This is a genomic window from Rossellomorea sp. H136 (assembly GCF_056838065.1).
In genome coordinates this window covers 2162421-2180996 of the sequence record NZ_CM166371.1, presented here as the reverse complement: position 1 = coordinate 2180996, position 18576 = coordinate 2162421, and the positions used below count along the sequence as shown (strand labels likewise).

The window sequence follows — 18576 nt, the reverse complement described above, 5'->3', positions numbered from 1 at the left end:
ATATAAAGAATTTTCTGAAAATGTTCATATCTTTAATATTAGCCTTTTAAGAGAGGAATTCCTTCTACTAATTAGTGATCTTAGATATTTTCATAGAAATTTAAGCCATAAATAAAAAGCCTTTGATTGAATATCATTACAATCAAAAGCTTTCTTTCCTTACCGGATTTTTGCAATAATTCCGTTATGAACTTTTATATAACCATGCTGCAAAATATCCACTCCATTTTCATATAAATATAGACCCATTTGTTCAATGGTCATGAGTTCCCTATAAGTGTGGTTCATCACATCTGACATTACTTCATAATAAATTTTGGATTTGAGTTGAGCTCTTGGAGTAGTAAGTACCATGTATCCATTTGGCTTCAAATATTTACGATGCCACTCGACTACTTCTGATTTATACTCATCAGGGAAATGTTCAAGTAGCCCAACACTGAGTACAATGTCAAACTCTTTTCCAAAGGATAGTTGTCGTATATCATCTACAATATATGTTGTTGGAAAGTCATTTTTATAGTAGATTTTATCCGCCCCCGTAGCCGGATTAAATCCCAAGAAAGGATAGGTGTCAGGAAATTCCTTGTAACGGGTGTCCTTACAGAATGGGTCATAATCGACGAGAACAATTTCACTCCCCGGATACATCGCTGCAAGCTGCATCGCTTCATAGCCTTCAGCAGCACCGAGGAATAAGATTCTAGGCTTCACTACGTCAAGGTCACCAAATAATGCTCGCTTCCCTCTTGGATCCCACACCCCGTCCTGTATCCGGTGAACATAATTCCATAAATGAAGACGAAGGTGCTCACCCAATGCAGCCGCCGTTTCTTTCACATTCAATTTTAAGGCATTGCTTATAAATCGTTTTCTACTCTGATTCAACTCCGCAGGAACATCCTTCACAAACCACTCATGAAAGGAGCGATTAAACATTTCCCATGAAGTATGAACGGGAAGAACTTTACCGTTTTCTTTTTCCCATTCCTTTTTTTCTTTAGCAAAAGTCGTTACTTCGTAAGGCTTTCCTACATCTTTCCATGAAAGTGTCGACCAATCCCTTACCCCTCTTAATTTTACAAATTTATTATATTCTCTTTCTGTGAACTGTCTTTTATCTACACGATAAGATGGCTGGAGGTATGTTTCTTCATGAATCACTTCATTATTTGCAGACGTTTCAATTTCGATCATTTTCCACTCTTCCTCCTTCCGAATAAAGCGCTTACAATCTATTACTATATAATTAACGAAAAGTTTGAAAACACCTTCATTAAAAGCAGAAAATTTTATTAGTTACCATAATATTATTGTTGTAAACAAATCGCTACCCTCATTTCCTTTAGCAATTATATTTCATTAGGTGTACCACACTTATTAGCACCCTGTTCCCTCTCCAAATAAAATAATGAATTTTTCATAAATACACTATTCATACCATTAAAATATATACTATTTTCTAAGAAATGAAGATGCGAAAAAGTTGCTAGCGTTGTCACAAATCGGCATGATCTCAAATCATACTAAAAACCCACGACTATTGGATGTAGTTTTTCATTTATAATCAACCAGCACAGTCATAAATAGTAGAGTTACATAACATATACTAGATAAGAAAAAAGGGGGTGAGATGATGGGAATTTTTCTAGATGGGAGAACAAGTCAAAATGCTAGTTTGGCTAACAGTATATCTGAGCCAATCCTTGTAGGTACCGATTCTTTATTTGGTATAGTTGGATTGGACGTAACAAAGGCAACTGTTGGACAGATAAGAGTCGAGTTCAATGGAACTGTCGCTGTGCAGTTACCGTTAGTTCCACTTGCAACTAGTGTAACTATCACTGTGGTTAGAGGTACACAACAATCAGGATTAACAACAGTATATAGTGCAGAACAACAATTGAGTCTTGAAGTATTGGGTCCTCAGCTTGTTACATTTTCTGGTGCAAACTTTAACGCCCCTAAGCCGGAAAGTGGACCTTTAGTATATAGCGCATTTATAAGCGCCTCAGTTTTAGGGACAATCCGAGTTGGTCCTGAGAGCTTTAGTGCTATTGCAACAGCTGGATGATGATTATTAATCGGACAACCTGTGCCTCACCTTTATTGGATGAGGCATTAGTATGATACTACAAATGATCTTTTCAGCTTTATCTCCTCAGTTTTATCTGTTATGATTCACTAACAATTGGAAGTACTGTGATTTATTTATGAAAGACAAGAGGGGCTGGGACAAAAGTTTTTTATCCTAAGTCAAACCCGAACAAACCTGCTTCTTAGTGTGCAGATTTGTTCGGGTTTATTATTTATTTTCAAATCATTTGATTTTAGCTGTTTCCAGCGGTTGATTGGAGTGCAAGACGAAGACTTCTGCGGGAAGAGTAGCTTATGTGAGACCCCGCAGGCTTGCCGAGGAGGCTCACGGGCTACCCGCGGAAAGCGTAGTCTTGCACGGAAATCATTAGCGGTATGAAGAACCTACACTTCTATTGTTCGTCTTTTTATCGTGGTTTTTTAGTTTTGTCCCAGCCTCCTTTTTACATTATTCGTTTAAACATCTTTTCCATTTCATATGTTGAGTAGTGGATAATAATAGGTCGCCCGTGTGGACAGGTAAATGGGTCACTGGTTCTTCTCAGTTCGTCCAATAAAGCTTGCATGTCTTCATTGCGCAAATGATGGTTCGCCTTGATTGAACCTTTGCAACTCATCATAATAGCCGCTTCTTCCCGGAGTTTTTTGATATCAACCCGGTTCATTTTCAACACCTGTTCGATCATATCTTCGATGGTTTGCTGTTCTTCCCCTTTTGGAAACCATTGAGGATGAGCCCGGACAATAAAGCTATTGTAGCCGAACTCTTCCAGAAACACACCGACTTCTTCCAGAAGATGCCGGTATTCATTAATTTTAATATACTCGTCTGTAGAAAATGCAAGGGTAAGTGGGACCAGGAGTTCTTGGAGCTCTTTCGCAACCTCTCCCACTTTTTCTTTAAAGAACTCATATTTTATTCGTTCTTGAGCTGCATGTTGATCAATGATATATAGGCCGCGATCATTTTGGGCAAAGATATAAGTACCGTGCATTTGGCCAATAGGGTAAAGTGGAGGAACTCTAGGAGAGTGACCTTTCTCATCGAATTCTTCTTCCACATTTGTATCCTGGAATTCCCCTTCTTCCTGAAGTGTGTGCGTTAAGTCCGGAACTGTTGGTTCATCTGAAACGGGAATTTTTGCCTTGTGGGATTCGCTTTTTTGTGGTTCTGTCCCATAAAGTTTTTCCAACTCTTCTTTAGGAAGCAACCGTTCACGAACCGCATCTACGAATCCCGCCTTTTCCTCTTTCTCCTGAGTTTTAGCCGAATGGTCCAGATTCATAAACGTTTGCTCTGATTTCGGCTGTACAATCTTCGGTGCCAAGGATCCTGAAGGAATCAATTCTTTTCCTTTAAACACCCTTTTGATTCCTTCAGTAACTAATGTATTTAATTCACTTTCTTTACTTATGCGGACCTCCATCTTGGAAGGATGTACATTCACATCTACCAGGATGGGATCCATTTCTATGCTAAGAAGGACGATGGGGTGACGACCAATTGGAAGAAGGGTGTGATACCCCTCGCCGATTGCTTTCGCCAAAGCATAGTTTTTTATAAAGCGCCCATTGATCATCGTTGAAATATAATTTCTGGAAGCGCGTGTAACCTCAGGGAGAGAGATAAATCCCTTAACCTCGAAATCAAGTGAGCTCACTTCAATCGGAACCATCTTCTTGGCTATTCCGACCCCATAGATAGCTGCCAGTACCTGCAGGACATCTCCATTACCATTGGTGTGTAATAAAGCTTTACCGTTGTGCAAAAGCTTGATTGAAACGTTAGGATGAGCCAGTGCAATCCGGTTCACCACATCAGTAATGTTTCCCAGCTCAGTATGAATGGTTTTCATGTATTTTAATCGTGCGGGTGTATTGAAGAACAATTGTGAAACTGTGATATCTGTGCCTTTTCTTGACGACGTTTTTTCAAATGAGTTGATATCTCCACCTTCAAGTTCTATATACGTACCCGGACCATCTCCCGTACTCGTTTTCAGCACAAAATGGGAAACGGAAGCAATACTGGGCAGGGCTTCTCCCCTAAATCCCAATGTCCGGATACGGAATAGATCATTTTCGTTTTTGATTTTACTGGTTGCATGCCGTTTGAAAGCTGTTATCACATCATCCTCTTCGATTCCGTCCCCATTATCAATGATACGTATCGAATGCAAGCCTGCTTCTTCAATATGAATTTCAATCACGGAACCGCCTGCATCTATGCTGTTTTCAAGGAGCTCCTTCACGACAGAAGCCGGTCTTTCCACAACTTCACCTGCGGCAATTTTATTAGAAAGCGAATCATCAAGCTGAAATATTTTCACCACAGTTTCACCTCCTTTAATTTTTTAACTTTTTTTGGATGCCGTAGAGGGTGTTCATTGCATCCAATGGAGTCATCTCCAGGATATCGAGCTTTTTAAGCTCATCTAAGCATTTCTTTTCTTTAGAAGTAAAATTTTCTTTTTTCCCTTTTTTCTCAGCAGCAAAAAAGGACAGCTGGGCAAGATCTTCTTCATTTGGTTCGTGTTTCTCAACAGCTGATTCCCTCGTAACAGCCACTTCTCTATAGTGAGAAGGCTCATCCTTACGCTCAAGCTCAAGCAGGATTTCGTTCGCTCTTTCAATCAGGGCTTCAGGTAGCTCTGCAAGCTCGGCAACATGAATTCCATAACTTTTATCAGCTGCTCCATCCTTGATTTTATGAAGGAAAACGAGCTTTCCGTTTTGTTCCATGGCACTTACATGCACGTTTTTCACCTTTTGTAATTCTTCTTCGAGAACCGTCAGCTCATGATAGTGAGTGGAGAATAAGGTTTTTGCCCCTATATGTTCATGAATGTATTCAATTATCGCTTGGGCCAATGCCATGCCGTCATAAGTGGAAGTACCACGTCCAATTTCATCAAATAATATTAAACTTTGCTGAGTCGCGTTGATGATCGCATTTTTCGCCTCTAACATCTCCACCATGAAAGTACTTTGACCTGAAATCAGATCATCCGCTGCCCCAATTCGCGTAAATACTTGATCAAAGATTGGCAGGTTTGCTTCACTGGCAGGAACATAACACCCAATTTGAGCAAGAATACTCGTTAAAGCCACCTGTCTCATATAGGTACTTTTCCCCGACATATTCGGTCCTGTTATAAGAAAGACTTCTTTTTCTTGATCCATATAGCAGTCGTTCGGAACATATTCCTGAGCACCCATCACCTTTTCGACAACCGGATGACGTCCGTCCCTCAACTGGATTATTCTTTCTTCATTAAAGACAGGGCGGGTATAATGACGCTTTTCACTGACCGTTGCAAAGCATTGGAGAACGTCCAGTTCACTTACGAGTTTCGCGAGCTTCTGCAGGCGGGGTATAAATTCTTTCACGCTTTCACGAATCCCAAGGAACAGGTCATATTCCAGATCCACACTTTTTTCATCAGCCTGAAGGATCAGCGCTTCTTTCTCCTTTAACTCAGGGGTGATGAATCGCTCCGCATTTGTTAATGTTTGTTTTCTTTCATAGCGGTCTTCTTCCAGGTGTTGAAGGTTTGCTCTCGTTACTTCGATATAATAGCCAAAGACCCGGTTAAATCCAACTTTAAGGGACCTGATTCCAGTCCTTTCCCTCTCATCACGTTCGAGCTGAGCAATCCAAGACTTCCCGTTTCTACTTGCATCACGGTATTGATCAAGCTCATCATGATACCCATCCCGAATCAGACTTCCCTCTTTAATTGTAAGAGGAGGGTTTTCAACTAAAGCTAGGTCAAGAAGCTCTGTCAGCTCTTCACATGGATCAAGTTTCTTTACGAGATCATCGGTTGCTTCATGTTTCAGTGATCCCACCAGGTGTTTTAACACGGGTACTTGCTGAAGTGATTTTTTCAGCTGAATCAAATCACGTGCATTCACATTACCGAACGCAACACGCCCCGCCAGCCTCTCCAGGTCATACACTTCCTTTAATCTTTCTCTAAGGTCCTGCCTCTCAAAGAAGCGCTCCAATAGCACTTCAACAACTGTTTGACGCCTTTCAATGTCCTGTTTATGAATAAGTGGTCGATCGATCCATTGCTTAAGTAACCGGGCTCCCATAGCCGTCATCGTTTCATCTAATAGCCAAAGAAGCGAACCTTTCTTTCCTTTTGATCGGATTGTTTCCGTCAATTCCAGATTTCGCTTTGAATAGTAATCCATTTTCATAAATTGATGCAGCTGATATGTCTCAACTACTTGTAAATGATCCAGACTTCTCTTCTGTGTACGGAAGAGGTAGTGAAAAAGGATGGAGGAAGCTTTTATTAGTTTATCTTGTTTCAAAGGGGCAACGAGATGAGCAAAATCCCCTCCGCCGTCAGCTCCTTTCTCATATGACAAGGTAACGTCGTTTCGCTCTTTAATCTTTCCTTGTACCGTTTCATTAAGATCGGGGTGGATGACGACTTCCTTCGCACCAATCGTAGATAATTCATTCAACAATGCTTGAAGACCATCTGTGACCAAAGTCACTTTTGTTTCCCCTGTTGTTAAGTCACTATAAGAAAGTCCATATGTTTCATCATTAAAATCAGTAACAGCAGCAATATAGTTGTTCTCTTTGTCATTCAGGCCCTTTCCATCCATAACCGTACCGGGTGTAATGAGCTGAACAACTTCTCTCCGCACAACTCCCTTAGCTTGTTTCGGATCTTCGGTTTGTTCACAAATCGCTACTTTATAGCCTTTATCGATGAGCTGCTCTATGTAGTTAGGAGCAGAGTGATAGGGTACACCACACATTGGAATACGTTCCTTCCCTCCCCCATCTCGACTTGTTAACGTTATTTCAAGTTCCTGCGATGCGGCAATGGCGTCGTCAAAAAACATTTCATAAAAATCACCTAAACGAAAAAATAAAAAGGCATCTTGGTATCCTGCCTTTACTTGTAAGTATTGTTTTATCATTGGAGTATATTGTGTCATGGTTTCATTCAAACCTTTCCAAGTAAATCTACTAATCTCGACTATTCATTATATCACACGTGAAAGGGATAGAGCATGTAGTAGATTGAGGAAACCGGATCTGCTCAACTCAAGATTAGTGTGTACATCTCCTTTTCTCATAAAAAATCCGCTTCCCGAATGAGGAGCGAATCGATGTCTTGTTTATTCGGATTGTTTTGCTATGCTTGACTCATCCTCCAAACAGCTGGTGTTTTTTTGCTTAAACTTAAAAAAGTATTTATATGATAAGAAACCAATCAACAGTATAGCCCCTCCAATGAGAATGTAGGTTTGTATGTTACTCATCAAAGACTGTACATATTTGAGATTTCCATTCTTGCCGACTATTAACATCGTGAGGGTAATTGGAAAGATTCCGATGAACGTTAATCCGCCAAATGTCCATTTGTTCACTTTACTAATACCTGCAACATAAGAAATATAGTTACCAATGCCAAGCGGTCTCGTGATGGCAATACTCCACAATCCACATTTCCGAAACCATTTCTGACCTTTAGCCATTTTCTTCGAGCTGGTTTTTTCTTTGATTTTATCTTTTAATTTATTTCCTATTCCATAAGGGATATAACTACATAATGTATAAACCAAACTGCTTGTGAATGCTAAAATGATCAGCTTCGTCCAAGATGGATCTAAAAGGTAACCATATGTCAGCGTCACGAGGGCTCCCGGAAATGGCAAGGATGACGCTTCAATTGCATTTCCAGCGAATAATCCCCATATGCCAAGCTCCTTAATTAAATTTATTACAAAATCAAACATCGGTGTGTTCCCTCCACGATTTATTTATATACCCTTTTCCCTATTTTGCATTTTAAAAACGCTCATAAAGAATAAGAATTCATCCACTGGAGGGAAATAATGTATAATAATGTATCTGAATTGCCCCTTATTCCATATCCTCAAGAAATGCATGACCGTCTATTTTCCATTGATCTTCAAGCGAATTTTTCCGAATGATGAGATGAACGTTATTTTCTTCCTTAGATTGATTGGAACGAATCCATTTCACTCTAACCTTGAGCTTCATCCCAACAAGTGCAGGCGAATCCTCTAAAGAAAGTTTCGATCTTTGAATAACATCTATATGTTTCACTCTCTTAAGGGTTTCCTTCAAGGATCCATTACTTCCAAACATCACTTGTGAAATTAGCTTTTCATCATGCTGATTGACAGCAATCTCCATAACGTTGATCAACTCATGGGGTTCTAATTTGTATAGAAACTCATCCAGTTTACCGCCTGCTTTTAAAATCATGATCTTATGGGCTAAATCAGGCGTTGGCGTTTTATGGGTTGTGCTTCCATAAAAATGTACGCAGAAATGTCCCGGAAAATTATTTTGGAGAGCACCTGCTCCGTGCGGCATCCCGTTCATTGAGGCAGATATTAATTGATCATCAACCAATACGAGTATTGCACGACGGTCCCAACTCCATTTTCCTCCATAGATGGATTTCATGATTTTCGTGTCTTTTTCTGTAACTGGTTGTACATCCGCATGCTTGCTTCCCGCTCTCCTTTGTACCTTGAAAGAAAGGCCGGTTTCTACATCAATGATCGTAAAATACGATTGTTTAGGAATGATATCTTCCACTTGATCCCACGGAAGTATTTCTACAGTAAAACTAGGCATTGCCCCTGCAGGTTTAGCACTGCAGGCAAAAAGTAAAAACACAACCATCATGAACCTGAATAAATAAAGCATGTAAAGACCTCTTTTTTTCCTTAGTTTCTAATCACAGCTGTAAATACATAACCATCAATTTTTGGCAATTAGGATTTAACATGAAAGAAGCCTTTTCCACCGATACTAAATATGAAAGGAAGGGTTCACATGCTCTTGATTAAAATTAGTACAATTGGTCTTTTACTGTTTCCTGTGATGAATGGTCAGGATCAATTACATATTCAATTTCAAAATCATGCACCAATTTCTATAGAACGAAATTCATTGAATACACCATTGGTAGATGAACCAATAATGGACGAAAAGCAATATGAGGAATTAGTTTCAGAAGTGCAGAATCGGGTTTATACTCCTCCTCAGAATGCTTATATCAATGAGAAGAATCAAATTATTTCAGAAAGAGCCGGTTACAAACTTAATGAACGGAGATTTCGTGAGCTGGTTCATTCCTTCTTCTTTTCTAGAGGGTCAATCAATACGGAAGCACCCCTTATGACATTACATCCCAAAGTCGATAGTGAGATCCTTGCGCACATCCGAACACAGCTTATTGGAAGATACGTCACATATTTCAATAAGCATAATGAGGAACGGACTCAAAATATAGTTCTAGCTACCGAAAAGATCAATAATACGGTTGTGTTCCCTGGAGAAGTGTTCTCCTTTAATGGTGTGGTAGGAAGAAGAACAAAAGAAAAGGGATATAAAAAAGCCCCCGTGATTGTAAAAGGGGAACTTTCAGAAGATATAGGGGGTGGGATTTGTCAGGTATCATCTACTTTATTTAATGCGGTTGACCAGGCAGGTGTAAAAATATTAGAACGGTATCATCATTCAAAGAGGGTTCCTTACGTGCCTATGGGCAGAGATGCTACAGTTAGCTGGTATGGACCCGACTTCACTTTTAGAAACGCATATAACCAGCCACTGCTCATCCGTGCAAAAGTAATTGGTGGGCAAGTTATCACTTCGATATACTCTTCCGATCTAATCAATGTGGAAAAGAGAAAGGTGCCTAGCGCTTCACAAAAATCATCTACGGAGAAAGATGTGGATAAATTCATTCAAGAATAGTGTTCTGAAAATGAAAATGCACCTCCTAATTCATGAGGTGCATTCTTTATTAATGGTATTCTAGAAATTCAATTCGATTTCCAAATGGATCTGAGACGAAGAAGCGATTTCTACCGTTTATCGGTGTATCTTCTTTTATCCTGATACCTTTCTCAATTAGGCTACTTCTAAGTGCTTCTAAATCTGTAACAAGTAATCCTGGGTGTGCTTTTGTTGCTGGCACAAAATCATTTTGTACACCTACATGAATTTCTTGTGGTCCATATTGAAACCAGCAACCGCCTCTCCTTTGAAGATTTTCAGGTTTCGGTATTTCCTTCAGACCAAGAACTTCACCAAAGAACTTTCTAGCTTCCTCTTCGCAGCCTTTTGGAGCAGCAAACTGAATATGATCAATCCCTTTGAAAATGATGCTCATCCCCTCCCCCTATGATCTTACTCAATAATTTTACCATAAAATTCAATTTAATAAGAAAATGGAAAACACCTGCACAAACAAACAGGTGTTTTCCCAGTCATTATTATTAAAGTTGCTTGATCCCATCCATCACTGTGGATAATAACAGATCCAGATCTTCCTCTTCTATGTTTAATGGTGGTGATAAGGTAAGCACATTATTATAGCCAGCGACTGTAGCCCCATTTTTCCCAATGATTACACCTTTTTGCTTACAGTATCCAATCACCTCATTGACCTTCGATACGTTTAAAGGTTCTTTTGTTTCCCTATCACTTACCATTTCAATTCCAATTAACAGACCCTTTCCTCGAACATCTCCAACATATTGATGATCTTGTAAATGATTTTTCAACGTGTTCAATGCCTTTTCACCAAGATCAGCGGAGCGTTCAAAAAGCTTCTCACTCTCCATGATTTCAATGTTTTTCAAAGCAAGGGCACATGCTGCAGGGTTTCCACCGAATGTATTAATATGACGGAAGTAATCATATTCCTCAGATCCTTTAAACTCTTCATAAATCTCACGCTTCACTGCTGTTGCTGATAGCGGAAGATACGCACTTGTAATCCCTTTTGCCATTGTGATGATATCCGGCTTCACATCATAATTCATGAAACCAAATGGCTTGCCTGTACGTCCAAAGCCACAAATCACTTCATCGACAATCATAAGTGCTCCATGCTTCTCACAAACTTCTTTCGCTGCTTTCATATATTCATCTTGTGGAACGAGTATCCCACCTCCTGTGATGATCGGTTCCATGATCAACGCAGCCACTGTTTCACTTAATTCCCAGGTCATTGCTTGATCAATTGCCCTTACTCCAGGAAGATCATGTGGACATTCCCCCGATGTTTCATCGCGATAGCTATCAGGTGGAGCGATATGGATAAATCCAGGAGCTAAAGGCTCATACTTATATTTCCGCTGAGCCTGACCTGTTGCGGCCAGGGCCCCCATGGAATTCCCGTGATACCCTCTATATCTGGAGAAAATTTTATACCGTCCGTGTTCCCCTTTTTGCTGGTGATACTGCCTGGCAATCTTAAAGGCGGTTTCATTGGCTTCTGATCCGCTGTTGGAAAAGAAAATGACATACTCCTCCCCAAGTAATTGATTTAATTTCTCTGCAAGCTCAATAGCCGGCTGATGACTTTGAGTTAGTGGAAAGTAAGCCATTTTTTTAAGCTGTTCATAGGCTGCGTTTGCTAATTCCTCTCGACCATATCCTACGTTTACGCACCATAGACCTGCCATGCCATCCAGATATTTTTGCCCATCCTTATCTGTAATCCAGGACCCACCAGACTCTGTTACGACCATTGTTCCATCGGGATTGTATGGTTTCATGGAATGCCAAATGAGCTTTTCATCATTCCTTAACCATACATCTTGAGATTGACCTGCTTTCACCATGAAAGTTCCCCCTAACTCTGATTAAAAATCAAATCGAGAAGTGATCATTTTCTTCCTAGTATAGAAATTTACTCCGTCTTTACCGTTTACATGCATATCCCCATAGAAAGAATCCTTCCACCCTGAAAATGGGAAGAACGCCATTGTCGCAGGAACACCAACGTTAATACCCAGCATTCCGGCGTCTGCTTCTTCTCTGAACTGTCGGACAGCCTTTGCATCTTTCGTGTAAATCGTAGCACCATTTCCATATCTTGATTGACGAATATAATCAAGTCCTTCATCCAAATCCTTGGCTCTTAGTAAACTGAGGATAGGGGCAAACATTTCTTCTTTTGCAATGGTCATATCCGGTGAAACATGGTCAAAGATGGTTGCCCCCAAGAAGTTGCCTTCCTTGAAGTCATCCATTTCTTTACGCCCATCTCGTATGAGGGATGCACCTTCCTGCAGTCCCTTGTCAATATAACCCAGTGTCTTCTCTCGATGTTCTTTTCGAATGACGGGAGTGAGAAGCACTTCTTCGTCCATTCCGTTACCAATACATAATTCATCTGCTTTTTTACTTAAAGCTTTAACAAACGGTTCATTATCCCCTACAACCACTACGGCACTGCACGCCATACACCGCTGGCCGGCACTGCCAAACGCTGAACTGATAATATGCTCAGCCGCTTTATTCATATCTGCATCAGGCATGACAACATGATGATTCTTCGCCCCGGATAATGCCTGCACCCTTTTCCCATGAGAGGCAGCCTGTTGGTACACATATTTAGCCACCGGCTGAGACCCGACGAAGGATATAGCTGCGATATCTTTATGCTCGAGCAACCCATTTACGACATCATGTGCACCATGCACGACATTTAATACACCATCGGGCATTCCTGCATCTGTTAATAACTCTGCGAGCCTATTGGCTAAAATCGGGGTTCTTTCAGATGGCTTCAACACGAAAGTATTTCCACATGCAATTGCAAGCGGGAACATCCACAGGGGCACCATCATAGGAAAGTTAAAAGGAGTTATCCCCCCCACTACACCAAGTGGATATCGGAACATCTCTGAGTCAATATCCTCTGCAATACCACTCAGCGTTTCACCCATCATTAAAGTCGGTGCACCACAAGCGAATTCCACACACTCAAGCCCCCGCTGCACTTCACCATACGCCTCTTTAAATGATTTACCATTTTCCTGTACAACCAGTTTGGCCAATTCCTCATGATTGTCAGAAAGTAAAGAATGGTACTTATAAAGAATTCGGGCACGTTTTGGAACTGGCGTCTTCTTCCAGGTTTGTGAAGCTTGTTTAGCAGCTTTCACAGCTCTAGCGACGTCTTCTTTAGTAGAAACCGGGACTCTTGCAATCTCTTCATTTGTAGCAGGATTCACTACTTGTAACGTCTGTGAGCTAAGAGAATCAACCCATTTACCTCCAATGTAATTCTTTAATACAGCTACGTCTTTTTTAATGATTGTCATATTCAGTTCCTCCTTATTTTTTCATCTGATTTTTCTGTGTGGTGTAGAACCTGTCGTATAGTTTATAGTTTTATTATGAAAGAAATTGTTAGTGGTTTCATTAGACATTGTGTAAAAGAACCTGACTTCTCAATTTTACATTTTACAATTAATTAATCTTCGACTTTTTCAAAGATGTAAGCGGTTGCAAGTAATCGTGGGCAGCAAGGAGAAACTCGATGGCCACACGTTTATCAGAGGTCATGAAATCATCTCCAAGTAAATCTTCAATTTTTTTGAGGCGATGGTAGAGTGTTTGTCTTACAATAAATAGTTGTTTGGATGTTTCCTGTTTTGATCCCTGACATGCAAGGAAAACCTTCAACGTCTTCAATAGACTGCCATCATGCTTACGATCATAGTCCAGGAGCGGTGTGAGGTACTCTTCGATCATTTCCCACAGATTAACATTGTTGTTAACGATTGAAATCAGTCTGTATAAATGCAAATCATCAAAGAAAAAGTAGGCTCTTGAAGCATCCACCTTTGACTGAAACATGAGACTATCTTTAGCTGTTTCATAGCTCTTGTGAATTTCCATCGTCTCCATTTGGTATTTACCAGTTGCAAATACTGTTTGTGAAGAATCTCTAAAGAAATCAGACTGAAGAATCTTTTCGTAGGCAGTGGTGACTCTCGATTTCCAATCTCCTGTGCTCCTTGTGTCCAGAAGAATGAAAATGATATCATTCCCTACTCTTTCGGGTAACACTCGAAAACCCTGTTGTTCAAAAATACTTCTGGTTACAAGGTTAAAAAAGGTAAAATCAATCGGCTCTTGTTCATTCAGCCTATTCGTCTGGCAAATACAGACGACTCCACCATTGACCTGTACTTTTAAGCCGGCTAAAAAAGCCGAGAGTTTCTCATAGGACTGTTCTCCTTTTAACCAACAGGTAATCCATTTGGAGTCTTCTAACCGTTTTTGCTCGTTAAAATACAATTCTCTCATTAAATACTGGGCTAACGCCGTTGATGTTCTGTCCAATATGAGAAGCTCATATTCACTGAAAGGATGATCGCTTCTGTATATGCATAACTCTGCGTATTCCTGGTCAAATAGAATAACTTTAGTGGAGGCAAAATGGGGATTACGGGAATCTTTATGACCGTGATAACATTTTCGTATTCTCTCTTCATCAGGTGAGCACATGAGCGGATAGATTTCCACCTCTTGTTCTTTCAACTGAAATAGTACAGGTACAGTAAGCTCCTTATGTAAAACCTGAAGAAGCTCTCTGAAGTGATTAACGCCGAGCAGCCTTCTATTTAACTCCTGTGCATATGAATCCAGTTTTTTTATCATGTCGTATTGCTGATTGATTAGTACGGAGTGAATATCCTGAGTAATACTAACGAACGGAACTTCCCTTTCGAACACGATAATAGGAAAATCAAATGTATCTGCACACTTTAATACAGAAATCGGAATCGTGGAAATATTTGTATCAAGTTCAATGCAAATGGCTGCTGCTTCACTCTCGATTAACTGTTGAAGGAGTGAAAGAAAGGTCTCTTCCTCCTGTAAAGCGATTCCTGTAGAAAGGATCAGTTCATTTCCGTTAAGAAGATTTTTTATTGATGTTACTTCGACTACATGTACCCACTTCACCTGACGGCTGAGACCATTATGCCCAGCAATCACTTTAGCATGTTCAAAGTATTTTCTTACTAGAATATCTTCTACTGAGAAATAGTAATTACTTTTCATTTTTCTCTCCTTATGTTCTGCCTTGGGAAAATGGAGAAAAAGGATTGGCAGAACCAATCCTTCATTTTGCTTTTATTCTTCTATAGAGGGGATTGCAAACTGGATTTCTTCACTCCACCATTTCATTATTTCTTCATCTGATAGCTGTTGTGAAGATAAGACGGCTAACACCCAATCGATTAACTCATCAGACGTTTGCATATTTCCCGGAAAAAGTGTCAGTTCCTTTCCTTCAAGCGGTCCCATAACGTCACTCATCCAAGTTTCCCCCTTCAACTATTAGTTTTGAAGTAATAGATTCGAAAAATATTTTCGTGCATTTGCCGTTTTCACATGAAGAGTGGCACTTCTTTTATTTTCAGTATGCTTAAACAGAACAAATGCCCCACTTAGGTTCTCTGTAATTTTCTCAATTTTAAAGCCTTTTTGAATGAGAAAATCAATCTTATCGCGTTCACTTAAAAACTCTTGATAATCAGACATGATGACACCCTTTCTAACGTATATTCGGATAAGAACTACCTTGCTTCATGATTTATTGAAAACCATTCCATTTAAGAAAAACTTGTGCCTGTTGGGGATTCTTCTGAGACAATGACTTCTTCGACTTGAATTTCCCAATCGCGACCGACAGACAATCCAAGATATTTCTCATCACTCGGATCAATTAGTTCTGCCTGCTCGTATTTCTTAAACCACCAGAATTTAGCCAATACATAATAGCTAAGAGCTCCTACCCCGAAGCCGACTAAAAATGAGAAGTTTGGAACGTAATAGGAGGCAACTCCTCCAATAATCCATGAGATGAACCCTGCAAGATTCACTCCATTCATATACTTGAATTGTCCTTTGTCTTCATATAATGCAGGTACATTGACTCTTCGTTTCCTGATAAAATAATAGTCTGAAATCAAAATTCCTACGATGGCTGACAAAATGCCTCCTACGAAAAGTAGAACTGGAATGATTACCCCAAAAAGGTTCCATGGTTGTACGATCGTACCCACAATACCAGCGGTGATGACCCCTGCCCAGAACGGGAATTTTGGTCCCCCGACATTAGAGAATATTGTTGCAGCAGGAACGATATTCGCAGCAATATTTGTTGACCATTGAGCCAGGACGATCATCAGAAGAAGGACCCCTAAAACGAATCCGCTCGCTGCTTCTTGAAGGGCGACAACGGGATCATAATTTAAAACGGCAATATATGAAATCCCACCAATTAACACCATAAATGATTGAGTAATAGGGAGAGCTACAAGGTTACCAATTAACGAACTTTTGTTTCTCTTAAACCAATTCCGCTCATTTTTTGGAGCTTTCATGAATCTGGAAATAGACGGAATATCAGCAGATAGTGTGGCCCAAAATCCCATATTACTAAAGATGACTACCAGAAATGCCGTAAACGTGGCAGCACCTGTTACCGGACTTTCAACCCAGCTCCAAATGTCTCTTCCTTGAGAAGCAGCTGATTCAGATAAGGATGAATACATCCATACAGAAATAAGAATGATGACCGGTGCGGCAAGGTCGGCAAATCTTTCCACCGCTTTAATCCCAAGTGCTGTATTCACTAATTGGAGTACCGCAAAAATCACGAAACAAACAAACCAGTTATCAAAACCAAATAAAATATTTAATATCCCGTTCATCGCTGTTGCACCAAAGTAAGTGTTTATTCCAAACCACATTGATGCAGCCAGACCACGAACTACAGAGGGAATATGGGTTCCCAGCGTTCCAAAAGGTGCTCTCATATATACTGGAAATGATACCCCATGCTCAATCCCGATATCCCCGGTTAATGTAATAAATAGACCGATCGCAAGAGACCCAATAATGGTGGCCAGCACAACAAGGGGTAGAGGTAGGGATACGACGCCGGCTCCCCCAATGGCAAAGGTTGCAAGAACAACAACCATTCCTACCCACATAAATGAATAGCCAAGCTTGGTGATTTTTCTTTCGCTCTCTTTAATCGGTAATAAATCCGGTGACTTTAAATAACTTTTCTTCATATTGAACACCCCTTATTTGTTTGCTTCGAATGGCAAAACCAATCTTTGACAAGAGAGGCCAGAGGAAGGAAGTCTCCCCTCCTCTTAGCAGGAGTTGTTCTACAGTTAAGATGCATTATTTTCTAAAGTTTTTAAGACTTAGAGGGTTGAAGTGCTTCACTCTCTTCACTTGAAAGAAGCTCACCGTATTTTGCTCTCTTAATATACTTTCCGGTTCCCAGCTTACCGACGAACTGTTTGTCTTTAATGACATATTCACCCCTTGACAATACAGAAACAGGTTCACCTTTTACCTTCATGCCTTCAAACGGGTTATAATCTGCTGCCATATGATGAGTTTCAGCAGAGATTACTCTCTCAGCATTCGGGTCGAAAATGACCACATCTGCATCAGAACCTACAGCAATGGTTCCTTTCTGAGGATAAAGACCAAACAGCTTTGCACTACGCGTAGACATGATATCAACAAACTGGTTTAAGCTTATCCGCCCTTTTTCAACTCCTTCTGAGAATAATATGGAAACACGGTCCTCAACAATCGGTCCGCCATTCGGGATTTTAGTGAAATCATCTTTCCCAAGATCTTTTTGCCCTTGGAAATCAAATGAGCATTGATCTGACCCTAATGTTTGCAGCTGACCACTTTTCAAGGCATTCCAGAGAACATCTTGATGCCACTTCTCACGAAGGGGAGGAGACCAAACGTATTTAGCTCCCTCAAAGTTCGGACGTTCTAAATAGGTTTGATCAAGCACAAGATACTGAGGACATGTTTCTCCCCAAACATTCAATCCTTTACTCCTTGCTGCTGAAATCTGCTCAACGGCATCAGAGCAGGAAACATGCACAACATATAATTGGGAATCTGCCAATCCGGTTAGTTTAGCTGCGCGGCCTGTCGCTTCTCCCTCCAGTTCAGGAGGTCTTGTAAGCGCGTGATAAATTGGTTCCGTTTTCCCTTCCTCTAAAGCCTTTTCGGTTAAATACTCAATAACGTCGCCATTCTCTGCATGTACCATTACGAGTGCTCCTAATTCCTTCGCAGCTATTAAGGTTCTAAATAGCGTTTCATCGTCTGCCTGGAATACATTTTTATATGCCATAAAGACTTTGAATGATGAAATCCCCTCTTTATCCATTACCTCAGGAAGCTGTGATAGAACATCTTGATTGATTTCTCCTATCATTAAATGGAAACTATAATCGATCACCGCTTTATCCTTAGACTTCGCATGCCATGTATCAATTGCATTTTGAAGTGGTTCTCCCTTATTGGTCAAACAGAAATCAATGAGTGTCGTCGTTCCTCCAAACGCTGCTGCAATGGTTCCACTCTCGAAATCATCCTTTGATACCGTCCCACCGAAGGGCATTTCCAGATGAGTATGGGGATCGATCCCACCTGGAAAAATGTACTTTCCTTTCGCGTCAATAATTTCCGCATTGCTAGTATCAAACCCTTTACCTATAGCTGAGATTTTCCCATTTTGTAAAAGCACATCCGCTTTATATGTGTCTGTTGCCGTAACAATGGTTCCATTTTGAATAATTTTATTCATTTCCATA

15 protein-coding genes are annotated in these 18576 nt (G+C 40.3%); 2 read left to right on the top strand and 13 right to left on the bottom strand.

The window, feature by feature from the left end:
* Nucleotides 1-159: 159 nt before the first annotated feature.
* Nucleotides 160-1197: a class I SAM-dependent methyltransferase gene (locus ACYH0O_RS10940; RefSeq protein ID WP_482632241.1), complete on the bottom strand. Its 1038-nt coding sequence runs from the start codon at nucleotides 1195-1197 to the stop codon at nucleotides 160-162.
* 439 nt (nucleotides 1198-1636) lie between these two features.
* On the opposite strand from ACYH0O_RS10940, the gene ACYH0O_RS10935 reads away from it, so the two are divergent.
* Nucleotides 1637-2074 (top strand): hypothetical protein, encoded by a 438-nt coding sequence (locus tag ACYH0O_RS10935; protein ID WP_149155612.1) that lies wholly within the window; start codon nucleotides 1637-1639, stop codon nucleotides 2072-2074.
* Between the two features lie 466 nt (nucleotides 2075-2540).
* On the opposite strand, the gene mutL is transcribed toward ACYH0O_RS10935, so the two are convergent.
* The 4 genes from mutL to ACYH0O_RS10915 all read right to left on the bottom strand — a co-directional run bounded on the left by mutL (nucleotide 2541) and on the right by ACYH0O_RS10915 (nucleotide 8815).
* Nucleotides 2541-4430, bottom strand: a complete 1890-nt coding sequence (mutL, locus tag ACYH0O_RS10930) for a DNA mismatch repair endonuclease MutL (protein ID WP_482632240.1) — start codon at nucleotides 4428-4430, stop codon at nucleotides 2541-2543.
* 13 nt (nucleotides 4431-4443) lie between these two features.
* Entirely contained in the window at nucleotides 4444-7065 is a 2622-nt protein-coding gene (mutS, locus tag ACYH0O_RS10925; protein ID WP_482632239.1) for a DNA mismatch repair protein MutS, read from the bottom strand.
* Nucleotides 7066-7248: 183 nt separating this feature from the next.
* Entirely contained in the window at nucleotides 7249-7869 is a 621-nt protein-coding gene (locus ACYH0O_RS10920; RefSeq protein ID WP_482632238.1) for a DedA family protein, read from the bottom strand.
* A gap of 127 nt (nucleotides 7870-7996) precedes the next feature.
* Nucleotides 7997-8815 carry a hypothetical protein gene (locus tag ACYH0O_RS10915; RefSeq protein WP_482632237.1) on the bottom strand — a complete coding sequence of 273 codons (819 nt, stop codon included), beginning with the start codon at nucleotides 8813-8815 and terminating at the stop codon, nucleotides 7997-7999.
* 129 nt (nucleotides 8816-8944) lie between these two features.
* Here ACYH0O_RS10915 and ACYH0O_RS10910 point away from each other — a divergent pair, with 129 nt between their 5' ends.
* A complete protein-coding gene (locus ACYH0O_RS10910; RefSeq protein WP_482632236.1) occupies nucleotides 8945-9871 on the top strand; it encodes a VanW family protein in 927 nt (308 codons plus the stop codon).
* Between the two features lie 49 nt (nucleotides 9872-9920).
* Here the strand turns inward: ACYH0O_RS10910 and ACYH0O_RS10905 are convergent, their stop codons facing one another.
* The 8 genes from ACYH0O_RS10905 to hydA form a co-directional block, all read right to left on the bottom strand.
* Nucleotides 9921-10289, bottom strand: coding sequence for a VOC family protein (locus ACYH0O_RS10905; RefSeq protein ID WP_482632235.1), 369 nt, complete (start codon nucleotides 10287-10289; stop codon nucleotides 9921-9923).
* 106 nt (nucleotides 10290-10395) lie between these two features.
* Entirely contained in the window at nucleotides 10396-11748 is a 1353-nt protein-coding gene (locus tag ACYH0O_RS10900; protein ID WP_482632234.1) for an aminotransferase, read from the bottom strand.
* Between the two features lie 21 nt (nucleotides 11749-11769).
* Complete coding sequence (locus ACYH0O_RS10895; protein ID WP_482632233.1) at nucleotides 11770-13236, bottom strand: CoA-acylating methylmalonate-semialdehyde dehydrogenase; 1467 nt, start codon at nucleotides 13234-13236, stop codon at nucleotides 11770-11772.
* A gap of 148 nt (nucleotides 13237-13384) precedes the next feature.
* Entirely contained in the window at nucleotides 13385-14986 is a 1602-nt protein-coding gene (locus ACYH0O_RS10890) for a PucR family transcriptional regulator (RefSeq protein WP_482632232.1), read from the bottom strand.
* A gap of 72 nt (nucleotides 14987-15058) precedes the next feature.
* Nucleotides 15059-15244: a hypothetical protein gene (locus ACYH0O_RS10885; protein WP_482632231.1), complete on the bottom strand. Its 186-nt coding sequence runs from the start codon at nucleotides 15242-15244 to the stop codon at nucleotides 15059-15061.
* 21 nt (nucleotides 15245-15265) lie between these two features.
* Entirely contained in the window at nucleotides 15266-15469 is a 204-nt protein-coding gene (locus ACYH0O_RS10880) for a hypothetical protein (RefSeq protein WP_113968125.1), read from the bottom strand.
* Nucleotides 15470-15540: 71 nt separating this feature from the next.
* The gene (locus ACYH0O_RS10875; RefSeq protein ID WP_482632230.1) at nucleotides 15541-17010 is read right to left on the bottom strand and encodes an NCS1 family transporter; all 1470 of its coding nucleotides are present in this window, start codon (nucleotides 17008-17010) and stop codon (nucleotides 15541-15543) included.
* 131 nt (nucleotides 17011-17141) lie between these two features.
* A complete protein-coding gene (gene hydA, locus ACYH0O_RS10870) occupies nucleotides 17142-18569 on the bottom strand; it encodes a dihydropyrimidinase (protein ID WP_482632229.1) in 1428 nt (475 codons plus the stop codon).
* Nucleotides 18570-18576 lie beyond the last annotated feature (7 nt).